25 protein-coding genes are annotated in these 17,298 nt (G+C 51.6%); 3 read left to right on the top strand and 22 right to left on the bottom strand.

Annotated features, from left to right (window positions below):
* Nucleotides 1-21: 21 nt before the first annotated feature.
* The 20 genes from R2K26_RS03015 to R2K26_RS02920 all read right to left on the bottom strand — a co-directional run bounded on the left by R2K26_RS03015 (nucleotide 22) and on the right by R2K26_RS02920 (nucleotide 13,579).
* Nucleotides 22-219, bottom strand: coding sequence for a hypothetical protein (locus tag R2K26_RS03015; RefSeq protein WP_316518717.1), 198 nt, complete (start codon nucleotides 217-219; stop codon nucleotides 22-24).
* Entirely contained in the window at nucleotides 216-1,784 is a 1,569-nt protein-coding gene (locus R2K26_RS03010) for a phage minor capsid protein (RefSeq protein ID WP_316518716.1), read from the bottom strand. Before R2K26_RS03010 ends, R2K26_RS03015 begins: the two co-directional genes overlap by 4 nt.
* Nucleotides 1,735-3,174, bottom strand: a complete 1,440-nt coding sequence (locus R2K26_RS03005; RefSeq protein ID WP_316518715.1) for a hypothetical protein — start codon at nucleotides 3,172-3,174, stop codon at nucleotides 1,735-1,737. The genes R2K26_RS03010 and R2K26_RS03005 overlap by 50 nt, the downstream gene beginning before the upstream one ends.
* Entirely contained in the window at nucleotides 3,171-4,418 is a 1,248-nt protein-coding gene (locus R2K26_RS03000) for a terminase large subunit domain-containing protein (protein ID WP_316518714.1), read from the bottom strand. The genes R2K26_RS03005 and R2K26_RS03000 overlap by 4 nt, the downstream gene beginning before the upstream one ends.
* Nucleotides 4,408-4,854, bottom strand: coding sequence for a terminase small subunit (locus tag R2K26_RS02995; protein WP_316518713.1), 447 nt, complete (start codon nucleotides 4,852-4,854; stop codon nucleotides 4,408-4,410). Before R2K26_RS02995 ends, R2K26_RS03000 begins: the two co-directional genes overlap by 11 nt.
* Before the next feature lie 267 nt (nucleotides 4,855-5,121).
* The gene (locus tag R2K26_RS02990; protein ID WP_316518712.1) at nucleotides 5,122-5,910 is read right to left on the bottom strand and encodes a toll/interleukin-1 receptor domain-containing protein; all 789 of its coding nucleotides are present in this window, start codon (nucleotides 5,908-5,910) and stop codon (nucleotides 5,122-5,124) included.
* A 63-nt stretch (nucleotides 5,911-5,973) separates the two neighbouring features.
* Complete coding sequence (locus R2K26_RS02985) at nucleotides 5,974-6,174, bottom strand: hypothetical protein (protein ID WP_316518711.1); 201 nt, start codon at nucleotides 6,172-6,174, stop codon at nucleotides 5,974-5,976.
* A 66-nt stretch (nucleotides 6,175-6,240) separates the two neighbouring features.
* Nucleotides 6,241-6,606, bottom strand: a complete 366-nt coding sequence (locus R2K26_RS02980; protein WP_316518710.1) for an SANT/Myb-like DNA-binding domain-containing protein — start codon at nucleotides 6,604-6,606, stop codon at nucleotides 6,241-6,243.
* Between the two features lie 16 nt (nucleotides 6,607-6,622).
* On the bottom strand, nucleotides 6,623-6,805 hold the full coding sequence (locus R2K26_RS02975; protein WP_316518708.1) for a hypothetical protein: 183 nt from the start codon (nucleotides 6,803-6,805) through the stop codon (nucleotides 6,623-6,625).
* Entirely contained in the window at nucleotides 6,805-7,104 is a 300-nt protein-coding gene (locus R2K26_RS02970) for a hypothetical protein (protein WP_316518707.1), read from the bottom strand. Before R2K26_RS02970 ends, R2K26_RS02975 begins: the two co-directional genes overlap by 1 nt.
* Nucleotides 7,091-7,300 (bottom strand): hypothetical protein, encoded by a 210-nt coding sequence (locus R2K26_RS02965; RefSeq protein WP_316518706.1) that lies wholly within the window; start codon nucleotides 7,298-7,300, stop codon nucleotides 7,091-7,093. Before R2K26_RS02965 ends, R2K26_RS02970 begins: the two co-directional genes overlap by 14 nt.
* 173 nt (nucleotides 7,301-7,473) lie before the next feature.
* A complete protein-coding gene (locus R2K26_RS02960; protein ID WP_316518705.1) occupies nucleotides 7,474-7,935 on the bottom strand; it encodes a RusA family crossover junction endodeoxyribonuclease in 462 nt (153 codons plus the stop codon).
* Nucleotides 7,932-8,744: a DUF4373 domain-containing protein gene (locus R2K26_RS02955; RefSeq protein ID WP_316518704.1), complete on the bottom strand. Its 813-nt coding sequence runs from the start codon at nucleotides 8,742-8,744 to the stop codon at nucleotides 7,932-7,934. Before R2K26_RS02955 ends, R2K26_RS02960 begins: the two co-directional genes overlap by 4 nt.
* Nucleotides 8,745-8,749: 5 nt before the next feature.
* Nucleotides 8,750-9,466, bottom strand: a complete 717-nt coding sequence (locus R2K26_RS02950) for an MBL fold metallo-hydrolase (protein WP_316518703.1) — start codon at nucleotides 9,464-9,466, stop codon at nucleotides 8,750-8,752.
* Entirely contained in the window at nucleotides 9,467-10,276 is an 810-nt protein-coding gene (locus R2K26_RS02945) for a recombinase RecT (protein ID WP_316518701.1), read from the bottom strand. It abuts the gene before it with no gap.
* A gap of 15 nt (nucleotides 10,277-10,291) precedes the next feature.
* Nucleotides 10,292-10,654, bottom strand: a complete 363-nt coding sequence (locus R2K26_RS02940) for a hypothetical protein (protein ID WP_316518700.1) — start codon at nucleotides 10,652-10,654, stop codon at nucleotides 10,292-10,294.
* Entirely contained in the window at nucleotides 10,651-12,588 is a 1,938-nt protein-coding gene (locus R2K26_RS02935; protein ID WP_316518699.1) for a hypothetical protein, read from the bottom strand. Before R2K26_RS02935 ends, R2K26_RS02940 begins: the two co-directional genes overlap by 4 nt.
* The gene (locus R2K26_RS02930; RefSeq protein WP_316518698.1) at nucleotides 12,585-13,106 is read right to left on the bottom strand and encodes a hypothetical protein; all 522 of its coding nucleotides are present in this window, start codon (nucleotides 13,104-13,106) and stop codon (nucleotides 12,585-12,587) included. The genes R2K26_RS02935 and R2K26_RS02930 overlap by 4 nt, the downstream gene beginning before the upstream one ends.
* Nucleotides 13,103-13,288 (bottom strand): hypothetical protein, encoded by a 186-nt coding sequence (locus tag R2K26_RS02925; RefSeq protein WP_316518696.1) that lies wholly within the window; start codon nucleotides 13,286-13,288, stop codon nucleotides 13,103-13,105. Before R2K26_RS02925 ends, R2K26_RS02930 begins: the two co-directional genes overlap by 4 nt.
* Nucleotides 13,289-13,294: 6 nt before the next feature.
* The gene (locus R2K26_RS02920; RefSeq protein WP_316518695.1) at nucleotides 13,295-13,579 is read right to left on the bottom strand and encodes a helix-turn-helix domain-containing protein; all 285 of its coding nucleotides are present in this window, start codon (nucleotides 13,577-13,579) and stop codon (nucleotides 13,295-13,297) included.
* A gap of 545 nt (nucleotides 13,580-14,124) precedes the next feature.
* Here R2K26_RS02920 and R2K26_RS02915 point away from each other — a divergent pair.
* On the top strand, nucleotides 14,125-14,304 hold the full coding sequence (locus R2K26_RS02915) for a hypothetical protein (RefSeq protein WP_316518694.1): 180 nt from the start codon (nucleotides 14,125-14,127) through the stop codon (nucleotides 14,302-14,304).
* Nucleotides 14,305-14,349: 45 nt separating this feature from the next.
* Here the strand turns inward: R2K26_RS02915 and R2K26_RS02910 are convergent, their stop codons facing one another.
* Both R2K26_RS02910 and R2K26_RS02905 read right to left on the bottom strand, forming a co-directional pair.
* Nucleotides 14,350-14,586, bottom strand: a complete 237-nt coding sequence (locus R2K26_RS02910; RefSeq protein WP_316518693.1) for a hypothetical protein — start codon at nucleotides 14,584-14,586, stop codon at nucleotides 14,350-14,352.
* A gap of 55 nt (nucleotides 14,587-14,641) precedes the next feature.
* On the bottom strand, nucleotides 14,642-14,845 hold the full coding sequence (locus R2K26_RS02905) for a helix-turn-helix transcriptional regulator (RefSeq protein ID WP_316518692.1): 204 nt from the start codon (nucleotides 14,843-14,845) through the stop codon (nucleotides 14,642-14,644).
* Nucleotides 14,846-15,002: 157 nt separating this feature from the next.
* Between R2K26_RS02905 and R2K26_RS02900 the strand changes: the two genes are divergently transcribed.
* Both R2K26_RS02900 and R2K26_RS02895 read left to right on the top strand, forming a co-directional pair.
* Nucleotides 15,003-15,629: a LexA family transcriptional regulator gene (locus R2K26_RS02900; protein WP_316518691.1), complete on the top strand. Its 627-nt coding sequence runs from the start codon at nucleotides 15,003-15,005 to the stop codon at nucleotides 15,627-15,629.
* Nucleotides 15,630-15,654: 25 nt separating this feature from the next.
* Nucleotides 15,655-17,163 carry a hypothetical protein gene (locus tag R2K26_RS02895; RefSeq protein ID WP_316518690.1) on the top strand — a complete coding sequence of 503 codons (1,509 nt, stop codon included), beginning with the start codon at nucleotides 15,655-15,657 and terminating at the stop codon, nucleotides 17,161-17,163.
* The last annotated feature ends 135 nt before the right edge of the window (nucleotides 17,164-17,298 follow it).

Below are 17,298 nucleotides of genomic sequence, written 5' to 3'. Positions count from 1 at the left end.
TGCTTTATCAACAGTGTAAAATTATTGTGATGCTTCTTCGTCCACCCTATACCACCGACATTTTTCACAGACTTTATTTGCGGTGGAGCGTTCAAAAGGCTCCGGGGCAAATTCCATATCGGTGTTGTCGTCGCGGATGTCCTGAATGACCCAACATTCGCCCCAAAGGACGTCGCGTTTCAGTAACGGACACGGATGTTTGTCGTCTGGATGTCTCATGTTTTCATCTCCTCCAAATATTGATCGTATTTCTTACGCCATTTCTGCGGTACAGCTGTTACCAACTCATAGTCAAAATTAAGAACTGCATATCCGTCTTCGGCCAAAAACTTCATTGTAAACTTATCGTCTTGATACAGCGTCAGTTTCGCATTGTTCACGAAAAGCTGTGCCTGCTCAAGCGACATTTGAGCGCGGTCAGCTTTGGTTGTAAGATTTTCGGCCGCATGAACACGCATACCGACTATTTTAGGCTTTCCTGCATCAACAATGATCTCTTTACGGTTGATTCTCTGCTTATATTTTACACCATGAGCAGAAAGTAAGTCAAATATGGGTTTCTCTTTTTTATTCTCCCAAACTGCCTTCTGGCTCACGCTGCGCCCGAAGCCCATCACCTGCACGCGGGAGGTATCTGCACGGCGGTCGGTCTGCCGGGTGAAGTCCCGCAGCTTCGCTTCCTGCCGCTTGAGCTTCACGGAACTCTGCGCAAAATCGCTTTGCAGGTCGGCTTTCTGCTTGCCTGCTGAAAACTTTGCCGCTTCGTCCAGTCCCGCAAGCTCGCGGCGTGTGGCGCGGATCTCGCGTTCCATGCGCCGCTGCATCTGGCTGATCTCGTATTCCGTGTACATGCCGCCGTTATACGGCACGTCTTTGGCGTTCAGCGCTTCGATGTCTTCTTTTGTGTAGGAGCGCTTCGAGATGCCCTCAAAAAACGGATTCCAGCTATGACGGCAGTTCCACCCTTGAAAGCCCGCGCCCGTGCCGTAGCCGATGTCCGAAAGCGACAAATACCCGCGCCGCCCGGAACGGGAGACAATCTGTCCCTGCCAAACGGCATGCGAAGGTCTTGCGCCTGCGTGCGTGGTAATCTCCATGAGGTCACATTCAAATTCATCGGCAAGCGATTCGGTGATCTTCCCGCACGTCTGGTTGACGCCGGTCACGACCGCACGCCGTACGGCAACGTCGAGCTTATCGACATGCCCGGAGGGATAAAGTACGGAAGTGCCTTCCCCCGCTGCATCGCGTATTGCCCGCCGTACAGCTTCTTGATAACTCAAAAAGCCGCCCGTAACCTGCATTTCGGCGAGCGTACATGCAGAAATGAACCGCTGCTGCGTTTCAAGCGCCGTTGTCATCGTAAGGTTCAAAAGCTCGCCGCCTGTCTTCTTGAGCGCGGCCTGCAAGATGTTCCAGGCACGCTCGTTCTGACGTATCGGCGGCACGTTTATGCCCGCCTGCAAATACTGCTCGATCTCCGCGTCCATGCTTTTCACACCCGCGTCCTCAAACGCCTTGCGCACGGCTTCTTGTGTCATGCCGCTGTACCGCGCGACTTCGGCGATCACCTCGTCATAGAGACGCCCTGCGTGCTGTAACTGCTCCGCCTGCCAGCGTGCCGTGTCCGTGACTTCGCCCATTTTCATGAGCCTGCGGGCAATGTCCCGCGCTATGGCTTCGTCGAGCCGCTGATACAGCAGAATCACCGCATCGGCGCAGTGTTCGAGATAATCAGGCGTCAGCATACGGATCACCGAGCGCACGTGCGCTCTCGTTCGCAATCGCCTTCGCTTCGCCCTCCTCCATGTCCTCAAAGCGCGTGAGGTAATACCACAGCGGCACTTTGCCGGCGATTACAAACTGCCTAAACTGCTCCTTTTGCGTCTCTTTATCCACAATGTAGCTGTCGTCAAAATCGACTGTTACCGGCGCTTCCGGGTCTACGTCTGCGCCCAGCACATATTTGCCCGCCCACAAGAGCGCCCGCACAAGCGCCTGCACGTGCTGCCCTACGGCGATACTGTGCTTTGCGGCGTTCTGCACAAGGTCCTGCTTGTCGCCGTTGTACTGCGTCGCCGTCACAATAGATGAGCTGTTGAACTGATAGTGCTTCGTACCGAAGCCGACGCGAAGCGAAAGATAATCGAGTGCCGCCTGTATGCCCGCGATGTTTTCTTCCACGCGCAAAGACGGGTTGTATTCCGTAATCGGGTGATTATCCCCGAGGTCGCAGCCGTCGCCGAGTTGAAAGAACAACGACTGCATGATGTCGTCCGGCGTGACCGGGTGCCCGTTCTCGTCCATCTGCACGAGCGACTGATCGTAAAACACCTTTTTGCCGCCGAGCTTAAAATCCCGGCAGAAATTGTTATAGGCCAGGTCAACGCCCTTGAGTTGATCCAGCGCGTTCGCGAGCACCGATACACCGAGCCCCGCGCCTCCGTAAAAATTCTTCACGATATTCGGCGAGATGAGCGAAAACAACGGCGTACGGCTGCCGGTATGGTATTCCTGTGCGATGCCTTCCGGCAGTTCTGCCGGCTTCAGCTCGCCCGCTTCCTCCGAAAAGTACGCGTTGCGGATTACATATTCGCCGCCGATCAATCGGTGCGTAGAAACATACGTGTACGTTTTGCCGTTGTAGACCGTATCGGTCGCGAAAGCCACATCCTGTACGCTGTGTGGCGTGACCGTCAGCGGCACGATGTTTTCCGCCGTCAGATAATCCACACAAATGCGGCAGTTCTCGTCCGGCTGTACTGCGCCGCTCTGCACCAGCATGTTTTCAAATCGCAGCACCGCCGCGCCCGTGCCGGTCGCAAAAGCGCGTTCAATAAGTTCATTTTCCCGCAGCCAAAATGCAAGTTCATCAAAAAGCCCGCGTTCCGTACCATTGCCGAGCAAAAACACCTGGTTCTGTTCACCGGCGTCGATGCGCGTCTTGTCGTTCATCAGCAAGCTTGCCCAGTCCTCGCACACCTTCTTGCCCATGTGCAGCGTGAAAAGCTCGCGGTGGATCGGCTTATTCTGCCGCATCTCCACAAAATGATGAAACGGCCTGTGAAAGCCTGTCCACCAGTCGCGCCACTCGGCAATGTATGTATAATAACTGCTGTTGAGATCGTACCCGTATGTTTTGTTCAGGTATTCGATCACTGCTCCGATGTTCATGTGTGTCCCCTCGCTTTCAAAAAGCGCTTATAGTCTCGCTCGATGCTGTATTCGAGCGCATCCAACGTATCGATGTCCGTGCTGCCGTCATCAAGCCGCTCGTCTTTTGTCGGGTCCTTTGTGCTCCACAGCGCTGCCGCCAGAGCGTCTCTCGCCGAACCTGCCTCCGGCAAATACCAAAAGCGCCCTGCGCCCATCAAAACGGACACAAGGCGAATACGATCGTTGATTTCTGTCTTTGCGGCATTCGCCACTCTGGAAGCGGCAAACGAAAGCTCCGACCGCTGCAAAGCGATCTGCATACCGCGAATGAGCACTTGCTCGGCGCTGTCGCAGTAGATATGGTCGATACGCCTGTACGCAAGGTATACCGCCGCGCAGAAATCGACGAACGCCTTTTCAAGCGCCTGCGGCGTGCTCGGCTCCACGCGGCGCGATGCCAAAAGCACAACGCCGGAATAGCCCGATAAAATGCCGGTCGCAACAAACGCGTGCTTTGACCCATTGCCGCCGAAGTCCACGCCGATATTCACCGCCATCAACGGCAGCTCCTTGCCTTTCCATACGAACCGCTCGTCACGGCTTGCCACGCTGTTTGCGAAGTCCTGATAAATCACGCCCTCGGCGGCTGCCCACTCGCCCAGGATAAAGCGGTTATAATACACCGTGCCGGCATATTCGCGCTTGAGGTTCTCGACGAACTCCGGCGCCAAAAACGGGTTGTCGTCGATCGTGTACGCCTGCCGGTAAATGTCTGCATCGGAATCCAAGAATTTCTTGAACCAGTGCTGCGGATTTCCGGGGTTGCATGTCCCGTCAAAATGGCTGTTCGGGCACGATAAGCGCGACTTGAGCATCTGGAAAACGTCCTCGTGCCAGGTCGTAATCTCGTCACCGTAGCAGTATTCAAACGCCGCGCCCTGTAATTTTGATACCTGAGAAATTTTGTCTGCGCCGAGCGCATGGCATTTCTTGCCGAAGATCTGTACGGTGTTGTTGCTGCCGATTTGCCCGACGAGCGCAGGCGACCAGATCGCACGCATCGGCTCCAGAATATTGCGCTCAAGCGTGCCTTTGGTGTTGCCGAGCAGCACAATGAGCCCCTCGCCGCGGCATTTTAAAATCCGCTTCGGGATCACGGTGTAATCCAAAAACGTCTTGCCGGAACGCGTCGCGCCGGTCTTGATGTTCCAACGGTGATTACAGTTCTGCAAAAACTCCTGCTGCTTCGGACTAAATGACACTGTCCACACCTCCCAGCAATTCCGCCGCCTTTTGGAGCAGTTCGGCGTCGCTTTCACTCTCCGGCTTCTCGCTCCACCCTTTAAAGTTGTTGACGAGCGAGAACTTCGCGCCCTGCACGCCCTCCCGGTCAAATAGCCGTTCTTCGGCGTACTGCTCCACGTAAGTTTTCGCCCGCGTTATCGTGTCATTAAATTGCTTTCGGCCTTGATAATTCAGCAATGCCTGACGACTGGCAAAGCCCAGCGCAAGTGCCAAGCCCGTTACGGTCGGCGGTCTTTTGCCGACGATGATCGGCGCGCCGTATTTATCCGTCAGCACCGTGCCGTCCCTATCTTTCAGCGGTTCGCCCTCACATGATTTGAAGTACGCCTCAATCTTCTGCTCGATCTCCTCCACGCTCTTGTATTTCGGAGGTCTGCCCACAGGTCTGCTCATCGCATCACCCGCTCCCCGAGCCGTCTATGCGGCTCTCTGCTGCATTTTTATCCCTAACAGGTGAAATTACCCTCGCACCGTCCGAAATCGCCGTATAGGGGCACACAGAGAGCATACAGAAGCGTACATCGTCCGATTGTTCCGCCCAAACGCATTTGCAGCCCCTCGGACATACCCGGTATTTTCTTTTCACGTGCACCCCTCCTTTCGGTTTCGGGTATAAGAAAAGCACCCACGCAAATGCGCAGGTGCCTCTTTGTTGTTTACTTACTTGTACTTGAATTCCTCGTTCCCGGCGATTTCATCGATGAAACGCTGTTGCACGGTGACGATATAATCTTTGCTAACTTCGTAATCGGCGTAAATAGTCATTCCCTCTGCTTCCGAAAGCGCTAAGATCGAGCCGTCTGCGAAGAACCCTTCTCGAAGCTTTTTGAAGATCTGATTCTCCTCTGTGCCTTCGACCTCAAATTCATACGTCCCGCCGACCGGAAGCTGCTTCAGCGTTTGCATAATACCCGGCATACACGCTTCAAGTCCATCAAATGCAGCATTGCAGGCATCCCAGAACATGTATCGTTCTTCTATCTTCCCAATCCGCTCCGCCAGCGCTGCACAGTCTGCTTGTGGACAGTGCATGTTGATTTTCTCGGCAATCTGCTCCAACAGAAGCTCCAGAACACCGGCATCGCGCAAATTCAGTCCTTGGTAGAACGAAAGCGGCGCCGGAAGCTGCCCCTTGTCCTGCCCGGCATAGCAGACCGGGATGACCTCAACATCTCTCGCGCTGCCGAAGCCGGTCTCAAAGTTGATCCACGGGCGCTGCACGGATTTCGCACTGCATAGGACCAGCATAGTGTCGCAGCTTTGAAGCGCATTCGTGATGCGGTCCAGCCATCGCGCGCCGTAGGTGATGCTCTTTTCGTTCGAGGAGACGAACACCTCAATCGCGCCGAGGAAAGCGTGCTCAAAGAAATCTTTCAGCAGGCTTGCGGCTTCTTTTTCTTCCGAGATATGAGAAATAAATAAAATCGGCTTTTTGTTTCCCTTTGCCATAATGCACCTCCGAGGTCGTATAGTGCAAATTATACGCGCTTTGCAAAGGCTTGTAAAGGAAAATCACGTTGCATCCCGAATGATCTCCTCGACGAGCGGCTCGCACTTCGTCCTGATCTTTCCCATAAACTTCGGGTCGGCAAACTCGTGCGTGAAGATCGCGCGCCCGAGCAGCTTCTCGCAGAAGCGATGCACGTCCTTAAAATCGGGGACCAGCAAAAAACCGGTGTAAGCGGATAAAATAACAGCTTCTTTGTGTGTCATAGTTGCTCCTTGTAGACTTCCTCAATTATCATTATAGGCGGACAAAACGGACAAAGCGGACAAATCTCAAATTTTTTTGAAAATTCTCGAAAATTCTTTTCGCAGCGCTTCTGGCGACTTGTAACCGCCCATCTCACGCATAATGACCTTCCACCTCGTCCCGTGCTTCATGACACATCGGGCGAGCTTCTGAGGGCGGTAGGCAAGCCTGCTCACAAACGCTTCGATCTCCGCCTTTTGCACTTCAAGTTCCCGAATGCGTTCTGCGTGTTTCGGGTTCGGCAAGCCCCGCACGGTAACGCTGTGCAGGTTGAACGGGAACTCGTCCGCGCTCGCCTGCACCACGTCGCTCACCGCCGCGCTGTCTTTCGCCTTCAGCTCCTCGATCTCCGCACAAATATCCAGATATTGCTCCAAAAGTTCTTTTGTCATCGCATCTCCTCAAAAATCACATCGCCACAAACGCCACTGCTGCGGCAATGCCTACCACTCCAAGCACCACCATGGCTTTTACACATCGCTCAAGCCCGGCGATATTGTCCGCTGCGTCGTACTCCCGCGACTTGCGCATCACGATGCACTCCGTGAGCGTCGCCGCGATTACGAGCACGACCAAGATGATTTTAGTCACTATTCTACGCCTCCTCTGTCCCATCTCCATTTTTGCCCTCTCGTGCAGACCGTACAGCGCAAATCGTCCATTCCGCACGGATTGTTGTAGTGGCATGTGTCACAGTCCCGCTGCCGCTCGAGCACTTTGTACGCGGCTTGATACAGCTGCGCGGTTTTTATTGCCTCCCGAATAACCGCGCACCCATGCACGCCGCAGTTATGCTCATGCCCGTAACCGAGGCAGCACAAGGAGTCTGCCAGCGAGCCGGTCTCCGATTTCATGCGCTCAAGCGCCTCGATGAGTTCATCTGTTGTCATATCTGATCTTCCTTTCATGTTTTCTTTTCACAGCCTGCCGCACGTCGCGGTGAAAGCCTACCTCGTCTATTACTTTCGCGCGCTGCTTGTTCATCAGTAGCCGCATCAGCTTGTACCGCATGTACGTCTGGCACCCGTTATGGCAGCTCACCGAGCGCTGCGGGCAATTTTGCACACATGGATTTACTTGCGCCACAGGCTCACCTCCTGTATATTTTTCTCGTGCAATGCTCCACTGGGCATCCACGCGGGTGTCCCGTGTCAAAGCAATAGCAGCACGTATTGTCACGCCGGTAGATGCAACCACGGCAGCCTGTGCGGCGATGTCTTACGTTTGCTGCTGTGCTTGTCCGCTTTACCGGATCTGGATCATACTTCTTTACGTTCATCGTTTTCACCCTCTCTTTCGGTGCTGCAGATCGTCACCCATACGCTCGGCATCTCCGATGACCATCGCTTACAGATCTTCGCATTCACGATCTGCACGTCATCTTTATACGCAATGCCGTTCAAGGCATCGCACACGATCTTCATCACGTTGTCCAGGTCCGGCTTTTTCAGCGGGAAAAGTGCGCCACTCGTCATCAGCATTTGCTTTCGCTTGCTGGCGCTCTTCGGAACGCCCAGAAACGCCGTGATGATTATATCGATCGGTGCATCATCGGTAAAGCGCCTACCCTGTGCCTCCGCTAAAAAGCGTTGCCGCACAAGCTCCTCATACGCCACGGTTTTATCGGGCGTGTAGCTCATGCTGCGCCCAGATTTCATCCGCACTACACGCGGCCGGGCTTTGCCCTGCGGTTCGCCCGGTATTATAAATTTGATTTTCATACTTCACCTTTCGCCTTCGCTGCCGCGAAGATATCATATTTCTCGTACTCACTAAGATCATAAGACGGTTCGTGCTTCGGAGGCTTCCACCGCTCGGATAAACTCCAGTTACCGAGTAGAGCTCTCCAGCTTCGCACCGGTTGTCCGTTGATTTCCCAGCCTAACGTCTCGTAATAATTCCAAAATCGCTCCGGGTCAACGGTAAAACCTTTTTCCTCACAATACGCCTTAACTTCAGCCAAAGAGGGAGTCGCGGCGCAAGCCGCTCTATGACTCTCTCTCTTATTCTTCTTTCTTACTTCTGTCTCTTGTTGCATTTCTGCGGTAGAAATTGGGATTTCTGTTGCAGAAATGCGCTTTTCTGTAGCAGAAATAACATTTTGGGGTACAGTTTTTAAGAGCTGACCGTCATCGTCGATCAACCAATATAAGGATTTATCCACCTTGTTCCTCGAGGTCACATCGGCGTAGCGACGCTGGAGTCCCGCAGAGGTTACCACAGATCGCGCGAGGAGGCTTTTATCGAATAAGCCTATATCCGCACAATACTGGATGACTTGCATCACCTGGTGTTTTTTGACCCATTTGCTGCCGATCGACTTCACGACTGCGAGGCACAGTTTATCGAGCGGCAGCTCAAGGTAATATCCCTCACGATATATCATGCAAAGGATGCAATCAAATATCGTGCTGCCTAAAGGGCCGTACTCATTGATAAGGTCCATGACCTTAAAATCCTCATAATAGCTGACATCTTTCTTGAACCAGTCGAGCCCCTTTTTAGGACGTCTTCCGGCCGTTCGGCTCACCTCCTCTAAAATACGGTGACCGGTATGCCGGTCAGGGCTTCGATGTCGCGCCTGAATGCGTCCTTGTCGCCGTTTCGATTTGATACATGCAATAGGTAAATACGCTGCACGGTTGAAAGATCGTTGGCGGTAAGAAATGTTCGGACATTATCAAGTGAAAAGTGACTGCGCACAAGGCGCGGCCGGAGAGACTCCGGCACAGACCCAGCGCTGATATTGCGGTCTAACAATGTTCGGTCGTAATTGCATTCGACCATGATATAGGTCAGTCCGCGAAATGTATTCGGAATAAAGTAAGTATCTGTCGCGAAGATCAGCTTGTCCCTCGTCTCTTTCGAGTACAGGAGGAAACCCAGCGGCTCCGCAGCATCATGCTGCGCTTCCCACGGCAGCACCGTCCACGTGCCGAGTGTAAACTGCTCACCCGCTTTGATACTGTGTAAGCGGTAGTTTCGGCGGTCTTTCTCGGCGTTCAGCGCGGCAAACGTCCCTCCCGACGCGTAAACATCAATGCCCGCCATCGGCAGGCCAAGCGCCGCTTTGGTGTGATCTTGGTGCTCATGTGTAATAAGACACCCCTGCACACGCATAAGCAAGTCCATATATCCCGCGAGTATCGTCCTTTTTCTGATGCCGGCCTCCAGCAGCAGGACGCTTTTTCCATCGTCCACGGCGTAGCTGTTTCCTGCGCTGCCGGATGCCAGGCATTTGACCGAGATCAATTAAAAACCGGGCACAAACGGTGCCTCTTCCGGCATGGATTCTTCGGGTACCGGCAACGCCTCCGGGTTCATCACTTCGCCGGTGTTCTCGTCGACCTGGATGTCGATCATGGTTTTGTTGGCTTTATCCTGCATCTCCTGCACAGGTGTTTTTCCCTTATCGTCGAGTGCTTCGACCCTCTGCATCTCCGTAGAGGTCGGGCCCCATTTGCTGATGAGCTGGCGTAGGACTGTTTTCATTGCCATCTTGTCAAAGTCGGTCTGCCACGGGCTGTACTTGCTGTTGTAGCTCGGCGAGTAGTGCTCCGCGTAAGCCTCCATATCCGGCTTGCTCATGTAATAGACGTGCTCGTGCCCATTGAGCAACTTAAAGTATGCAAAATAGCCGACAATTGTATCCGAGATACGCTCGCCAGAAATATCCGGGATGCCGGAGAGCTTATCAAAACCGCGAAGCTCGCCATCGTACACCACATCGGCATTGATGACTTTATACTGTCCGGTACGCTGCGCAAGCTGTATGAGGCCCTTGTATCCGATCGTAAATGTCGGCACATTTTTGTACGGCACAACATACGCATAGCCGAGAGATTTTACAAGCGGCAAGTCAAGCGCGGCTGCTTTGACACATTCCAGCGCCACCTTTTCCGGGTCACAATTCTGGAGCGCCGTTTCGCCGGAATACAGGTCGATCATGCTGCTCATAAACTGCCCCGCTTTGTCCTTCAGACTGTTCTTCAACTGGGCGCGTATGGTCTGACTGTTCAGCACGCCTTTAAACTGATCGATTTTTGCAAGATTGTTGTTCATTTGTTGTTTCTCCTTTTAGTCGTCAAGCATTGTCTGATATTCTGCATCGTCCGGGATGACAAGCTGCCCGTATTCATCGATCGCCACCGGCAAAAAGTCATTCAGAGCCGCTTTGTCTTCGACCTGTATCGGGTCAAATTTATGGTTTGTTTTGTAGGTTACGGCAAACAAGGTCTGCCCGTTGTGCTGCGTCGGCGCGAATGTGATCTTCGCGTTGACTTCAAACCCAGTGCGATTTTCCAACGCTGTGCGCAACGCGCGAACGATTTTATCATCAATGGCGTAAATGATATTCTTCAGCTCGCCGCTCCAGATTGAAACGGGTTTGCCGGTTACCGGCACGGTGATCGTTTCGTTATCTTTCAAATATTCGCTCATTTGTCTGCCTCCACTTTGATTTTTTTGTGTTCTGCCGCAACCTGCAAGCGGATCGTTTGATTTTTGATGTTTTCCAATTTCGTGCAGCTTTCCGCATTATCCACCCAGACCGGTAAATGTAAGCCCATCGCTTCGGAAAGCGCCGCGATGATGTCCAACCCGGCGTTATACTGCCGCGCGGTATTTGTATTGCTCTCGTATGCGGTATAAACGTCCTCTTTGTTGCTCTGCACCGTTGCCCGGCAACACGGTGCGATACCGCCGTTGACCTGTCGGTCAAACATAACCCAACGCACACGCTTAAAGGCTGCGTTGATCTTGTCTTCAATGTCCGCCGCCTGAAGCTGCACAAAGCGTTCCGCCAAGGTAATGCGCTGATCCGCTTCGACGAGTTGGCGCCCGAGATATGTTTCGTGCGCTTTCAGCTCCTCGATGCGCTTATCGAGCGTTTTAATCTGTGTTTCGGCAGCGGCGCGGGTATCTCCGGAAGCGAGTTGTGCATTCAGCTCGTCCATGCGTTTCTGTACTGCAAGGTATCTTTCATCCGTTGTCTGTTCGGCTTTTGTCAGCCTCGCCTCCAACTCTCGGAGCTCCGTATCGTATGCCATTGCATCGACGGTGGTCTCCCATGCGGGCGGTGTAACGATGCTTGCAGTCAGACTGCGGAGCATTTCGTTGTCGGACTGCAAGTGCATTTCTATGTCCTTCAGCTCTGCCGCAAACTCGTTTACGCGCTGCGCCGTAGATGCGCATATAGCTTTCAGTTCAAGCCCCTTTTTCGTGATCTCATCGCCGCGCCGGGCTTTACGCGTGTTAAATTCGGCCTTCAGATCCGCCAAGCGTTCCTTTGGGAGGATCTGTCCGCAGGTCGGGCAGATTGTTTGATCTGTCGGAAACTGCTCATTATGGTTATCGACCGCACGTTTTCTGAGCTCGTTGAGTTCCTTCTCAAAGCTCTCTTTCAAAGAGACATTCGCCTTGTAGTCTCTCTCAAGCTGCATCTGCTTTTCTTCTGCGCGGCGGATACGTTCGCGGAGCGTTTCCGCCTGTCGGGAGATCGTCGCGCTACCGGACGTGCTGTCTTTTATGTATGCTGCCTTCGCTTCGGCGGCTTTAGCTTTCTGCTCGGCAATCCTCGTACGGATTGCCGCTGCATCCGCGTTAGATTTCAATCCTTCCAGCTCACTGACAAGCTTCATTTTTTCTTTCATAAGCGCCGCTGTGCTGGGTCGTTCGCTCTCCGGCGGCAGATCAGGTTTGCTGCGCTCGGCTTCGTCGATGCGGGCAGGGATCTCATTCAGCTCGGCATTTAATTCGCGGCGCTTGGCTTTTGCCTGGCGCGCCATATCGTCCACGGTCGTCATCGCGCCGATCCACCCACCGAGCGGGGCGAGCTCTTCATGCGCTTTGATGATGTCCGCGTCGCTCAAATGCGGGGCAAAAACGTCCAGCAGCACCGCGCGGCGTGCGTCCCACCTCATGCCTGTGGCAAAATAGTGGAGCTTTCCAAGCACCAGCAGCTTGTCTTCCGGCGCGATATGTTCCGCGACAAAAGCCTTAAATTTTGTTTGCGTCTCCGGTACGCCGTTGATGAGATACGACGTTTTGTTGCCTTTAAATGCCGCTTCCGCGTCGCCCTTACGGCGGGTAAACTCGCGCTTATATGTACGGGTCAAGGTAAATGTATCGCCGTTATCATCTTCAAATTCTCCTATGACGGACGCTTCCACGCCCTCCGGGGCCCCGTAAGGATAAACGTCAAAATCCGTGCTTTGATCGGCATTTTTGCCGGTGAGCAGCCACCAGTAAGCAGTTTCCAGCGTGCTTTTTCCGCTGTCATTCGCGCCGAGGACCGTCACCGATTGCCCATGGGGCGCAAAGTCAAACGTCTTCACGCCCATAAAGTTTTCCAGTTTCAAACTAAGCAGTTTCATTTCCGTTCCCCCTTGACTATATCTTCAAGAATTTGCTGCACTTTATCAGCCATTTTGAGAAGAGAGCGATTGACACCTTTTTTATGGGCTTCCACCATCTCTTCTGGAAACACCAAATTTTCCGCACCTTTCTCCATAAAGGTCTCTACAGCGGCAGAATACATCTCTATTACATCGTGCTTATTTCTGGTTTTACTGTGTACCACCGGCTTTTTTCCGTCAAACAGTTCTACGATCAAGTAAGACCCCTTGACATTCTCAAGAATTTTGTCTATACTCAAATCAGAGTGTTTATCCGACTCTTTCGCCGTTTCGACTGCTGCAACAGCCGAAGCGGCATTTTTCTTTTGAATGAGCTTTTCGTAAAGACTCTGGGCATCGTCGCGCAAGCTCTCGATATCGATAGAGAGGTCGCTGTACAGTTCCGTTTCTTCGCTGTTATCCGCGACGTTCATCGCCGCTTTCAACGCGTCTGCCATGCCGTCGAAGGCGGCTTCTACTTTGTGATACAGGTTCATGCGTTTCTTTCCTTTCTTTTTCTGTACTCATTGATGTTCACGATATTCCCGCACGACCGTGCGGCTTTTCTTTTCCTGCGCTGCGCGGCGACGAGCCGGTCAATAACGATCTGGAGCCCGAGCACGGACCCCATGACCGTCCCGATCAGCATCGCAAAGCCGAGCAGCTTGACGAAGATCATATAAAATCACCCTTTCTTGAATACGTCCATGGTCAGCGGCGCCCAACCTGCGTTCGCCGTGCCCGGCGTCTTGCTGTTGGTCTGTTTGCGTTGGCGCGGCACGTAGAACGGCTTATGCGGCTGCACGGTCTGGGCTTCCAAAAAGCGCTGGATGCCGCTTTCCGGGATGCGGAAAACATTGCTGAGCTTGATCGTGCCGGGAATCTTCCCTTTTCTGATAAGCCCCATAATCGTATCGCGCGAGATGTTCAGTCGCGCCATCACTTCCTGCAGTGTGTAATACTGTTCCATTTTTCTACTCCTTTCCTTTGGTCTCTTTCCCGCAGCCCTCCCACCTGCCGCCCGTTCAATGACAAGAAAACAATCACTTCGGCGCAAACAAAATGAAATCATGGGAGGTAAGTTCCGGGCGGCATGGGGCAAGGCTGCGGGGCGGGTTAGGTCATATTTCTTGTACATCTCCGTTTCTTGTGGTAATATGGAAGAAAAAAGGAGATTTTTGTATGAATGTTGATTTCTCGGAATTTTTCACTTACTCAAACATAACCTTTGCGATCGCCATTCTCGGCGCTCTACTGTCAGTTTACAACCTTACAAAAGATATTCTTCAAAATCGATTTAAGATACATATTGCTTTTAGATCATATAGCCCATGTCCGATACGGTTTAACCATAAAAGCTTCAGGTTTTTGATGAGTATCGAAAACCGCTCTCATACTGCACTTTCTATCAGCCGGATACTGTTGAAGCACCAAGATAAAGTGTATGACTTCAACTGTTTGCCGCAACGTGTATACACTTAGGAAGAAAAAAACGGAGAAGATGTTGTTGATCGAATGCGCATCGATTCCGTACCGCTTCCCCAGTACATTCCGGGTATGGGTGTTGTCGGCAGTTATTTTATGGTTGAAGCCGCCGTGGACACGCCGAACGACCTTTCCGACTGGGAACTCATCATCATGACTAATCGAGGAAAGAAGCGATACAAAATATCGAAACTCACCGCCTCAAAATAGCCGTGATGATACCAAGCACCAAGCTGACCAGTGCAAGGATCAAAGTCAGCGGTTCCATTCCCTCACCTCTCTTTTTAGCCCCTCGTCGCAGGTCCATATCGTTTCTTCATGTTCCGGCGGACACTCTAAACAATACTTGATCGTCACGTAGTCGTTGTCAGGTTCTATGTGAAGATCAAGCCCTAACATGCCTTGCATCGGCTTTCCGTCGAAAAGATACGTTTTGCTTTCTGTATCGATGAAAACCGAATGTAAGGCTTTGCTTTTTGTTTTGGTCTGCATTTTCTCCCCTCCTCTCACCTCTGCATCTCTTACCATTCCAAAAATGGGACGATTTTCACAAAAAAATTTTTGCCTTCTCGACATTGTTCGAGATATGTAGCACTGCGCAGATTTTATCGATCTCATCGGTATTAAAAGGCTTTTTTCCGTTGATTTTTGAAGAAAAAGAGTTTGGACTAATGCCGATGAGTTCTGCAAGCTGCTTTTGCGTAAGTGCATTCTGTGCAATTCTCGATCGAAGAAGATTTTTACTGACCACTTCACCACCTCCTTTTGTCCCTTTATTGGGACGATTAAATCTTAACACATTTATTTGCGTGTGTCAACCCTATTTTGGGACAATATCAAAATATTTTTTGAAAAAGTATTGCTTATTTGGGACGATGGTGGTATGATGAGTGCAACGAGGTGAGAACATGAGTCAACGATCTGAACGTATTCTTAAATCGATCCAGAACGCTAAATTATCTTATGGCGTTCTCCACGAACTAACCGGTATTCCAAAATCGGCTCTACAAAGATATGCTACCGGTGAGACCGAGAAAATACCGATTGACAGACTTGAAATGATAGCAAAAGCCACTGGGGTTTCTGTTGAATACTTAATGGGATGGGACACGAAGGAATCTACTTTTCAAGTCCCGCCGGGCTTTCAGCCCCTCCCGGAGACGGAGCTGCTGCCGCGCGTAGGACAAATCGCATGCGGCGAGCCGATATTGGCGGAGCAGAACATAGAAGACTATGACCGCGTGCCGACGGAATGGGGCGCACAATTCACGCTGATCTGCGCAGGCGACAGTATGGTGCCGCGCATTCAGGACGGCGACGTTGTGGCAATTCGCAAGCAGCCGAGCGTCGAAAATGGCGAAATTGCTGCCGTGCGCATCGGCGATGAAGCCACGCTGAAGCACGTTTACTACTCGCCGGACAAGCTCATCCTGCAGCCCGAAAATCCCGCTTTTCCCCCTATCGTTCTGATTGGCGAGGAAATGAACACCGCAATCATAGAAGGCAAAGCCGTGGGACTGTGCAGGAAAATATAATTGAATAAAAGAAAGGTATATTGACATGAAAAGGGTAATGAGCGTAGTTCTTTGCATCGTCTTCGTCGCCTGTGCGGTTTGCGGGTGCTCGGGCGCGGCTTCGCAAAAGTTTCCACAGAAGTTCTCGTTTCAGTATGGCGGCAAGGAAATAGTCCTCGGCGACAACATCGACAAAGCGGTTGAATACCTCGGTGAGCCGGAATTTACAACGGACCCGGACGAATACGATTGTGTACGTTGGGGTTACGACGGTGTGACAATAAAACAACTTGACAGCACGATTATCAACATTTCCATCTCTGACTCCCAAACGTATCAGATTTGCGGTATTCATTGTGGAGATAGCCACGAAAGCGTGGTTAAAAGGCTGCAAAAGCTCAGTGACAAAGTTTCTGATTCTGATGACTACACAATGTTCGCGGCTAAAATGAACGATGATGCCACGATCGGTGAAAGCATCGACGTGGATGTCCCATATAACGAAAGCATCGTTGTCACCGCTGATCCCGATGAACTTTGGCATTATGGTGAAGTTTCTGTAATGTACGATGATAACGACAAAGTGGAACACATATCAACCAGTATTCTTATCGAAAGCACGTTTATGCCAAGCGAAGAAACAAGTGACGACACTGAAAGTTCTTCACAAGCCGCAGCAAGCTGGTCTATCGATGACTTCCTGATGTGGAATGAAGATGATGAATGTGAATATTCGTCAAATTTAATGTGGACTTCTGTTTCCGAAGCCGAAAAAGAACTCGGACCGCTTCACACGTATCGTGGCATCAAAATCGGTGATACCACTGAGAAACTTCTTGAAAATTATGACTTTTCCATGTCTGACGCGTATTTCGACGAAGATACCGACACCACAAATACGGGCACGGCATACATGGAAAAATACACGTCCCTTGAAGACCGTATTCGGCACACAGATGAAATTCCTGCTGACTCATATCTGATGATTGTCACGTGGTGCTCCTATAATTCCAACACCCGAAAGCTGACCATGATGCAGGGCGACGGAACTGGTGGTGTTAGTCTCTACGTTGACGGTGTAGATGTAAGCTTGACGGACGGCGTTTTCTCTGTTGCGTTTGGATTAAATCAAGGCAAGGTCGCAGAGATCCTCTACTACGGTCAAGTGCCGCAGGGTGAAGCCGACAATAGCGCCGTTTCTTCTGAAACAGACACAGCCAAGACTTCTTCCGAAAGTACCCCGAATACCTTCTTGCTCAACCTTCCGGTTACGGAATATAGTATGTCCAACGGCACACGAGCTTCCGTGATCGTTGGTAAAGAAGTTCTTAAGCTGAGCACCGAAGAAGAGTTTGTATCATTCGTCGATGAAAAAATCGAGGGTAAAGATTATAGCTGGTTCACTATCGATTTAATGGACGGTACAGGACTTGTTTTTGCCGGCTGCAATACTACCGTTTTTGATTACGGTGAAATTGATAAAGACGGTGCATTGTTAAAAAGCATTCATACCTACGTTCGTTCCGGCGACAGCTATGAGCTTGTTGAACAATAACTGAATTTTAGTCGCCTTTTGAGAAAAAGGCGTGGATAGAAATGGCATATCTTGGTATAAAAAAGCCATGAACACGCCGTCGCCCTCCACCCGGAGGGCGTGGATAAAAAAGAAAAAGCCCCGCTGTGGGGCAAA

Source organism: Neglectibacter sp. CSJ-5, from assembly GCF_032490475.1.
Classification (GTDB): Bacteria; Bacillota; Clostridia; order Oscillospirales; family Acutalibacteraceae; genus Hominenteromicrobium; species Hominenteromicrobium mulieris.
The sequence above is the reverse complement of the archived record's forward strand: the minus strand, read 5'-3'. Positions and strand labels throughout refer to the sequence as shown.

Bases quoted from the DNA above. Each gene is read 5' to 3' on its own strand.
- R2K26_RS03015 (WP_316518717.1), bottom strand. From the start codon at position 219: ATGAGACATCCAGACGACAAACATCCGTGTCCGTTACTGAAACGCGAC.
- R2K26_RS03005 (WP_316518715.1), bottom strand. From the start codon at position 3,174: ATGAACATCGGAGCAGTGATCGAATACCTGAACAAAACATACGGGTAC.
- R2K26_RS02995 (WP_316518713.1), bottom strand. From the start codon at position 4,854: ATGAGCAGACCTGTGGGCAGACCTCCGAAATACAAGAGCGTGGAGGAG.
- R2K26_RS02990 (WP_316518712.1), bottom strand. From the start codon at position 5,910: ATGGCAAAGGGAAACAAAAAGCCGATTTTATTTATTTCTCATATCTCG.
- R2K26_RS02985 (WP_316518711.1), bottom strand. From the start codon at position 6,174: ATGACACACAAAGAAGCTGTTATTTTATCCGCTTACACCGGTTTTTTG.
- R2K26_RS02980 (WP_316518710.1), bottom strand. From the start codon at position 6,606: ATGACAAAAGAACTTTTGGAGCAATATCTGGATATTTGTGCGGAGATC.
- R2K26_RS02970 (WP_316518707.1), bottom strand. From the start codon at position 7,104: ATGACAACAGATGAACTCATCGAGGCGCTTGAGCGCATGAAATCGGAG.
- R2K26_RS02960 (WP_316518705.1), bottom strand. From the start codon at position 7,935: ATGAAAATCAAATTTATAATACCGGGCGAACCGCAGGGCAAAGCCCGG.
- R2K26_RS02945 (WP_316518701.1), bottom strand. From the start codon at position 10,276: ATGAACAACAATCTTGCAAAAATCGATCAGTTTAAAGGCGTGCTGAAC.
- R2K26_RS02940 (WP_316518700.1), bottom strand. From the start codon at position 10,654: ATGAGCGAATATTTGAAAGATAACGAAACGATCACCGTGCCGGTAACC.
- R2K26_RS02935 (WP_316518699.1), bottom strand. From the start codon at position 12,588: ATGAAACTGCTTAGTTTGAAACTGGAAAACTTTATGGGCGTGAAGACG.
- R2K26_RS02930 (WP_316518698.1), bottom strand. From the start codon at position 13,106: ATGAACCTGTATCACAAAGTAGAAGCCGCCTTCGACGGCATGGCAGAC.
- R2K26_RS02925 (WP_316518696.1), bottom strand. From the start codon at position 13,288: ATGATCTTCGTCAAGCTGCTCGGCTTTGCGATGCTGATCGGGACGGTC.
- R2K26_RS02920 (WP_316518695.1), bottom strand. From the start codon at position 13,579: ATGGAACAGTATTACACACTGCAGGAAGTGATGGCGCGACTGAACATC.
- R2K26_RS02915 (WP_316518694.1), top strand. From the start codon at position 14,125: ATGCGCATCGATTCCGTACCGCTTCCCCAGTACATTCCGGGTATGGGT.
- R2K26_RS02910 (WP_316518693.1), bottom strand. From the start codon at position 14,586: ATGCAGACCAAAACAAAAAGCAAAGCCTTACATTCGGTTTTCATCGAT.
- R2K26_RS02900 (WP_316518691.1), top strand. From the start codon at position 15,003: ATGAGTCAACGATCTGAACGTATTCTTAAATCGATCCAGAACGCTAAA.
- R2K26_RS02895 (WP_316518690.1), top strand. From the start codon at position 15,655: ATGAAAAGGGTAATGAGCGTAGTTCTTTGCATCGTCTTCGTCGCCTGT.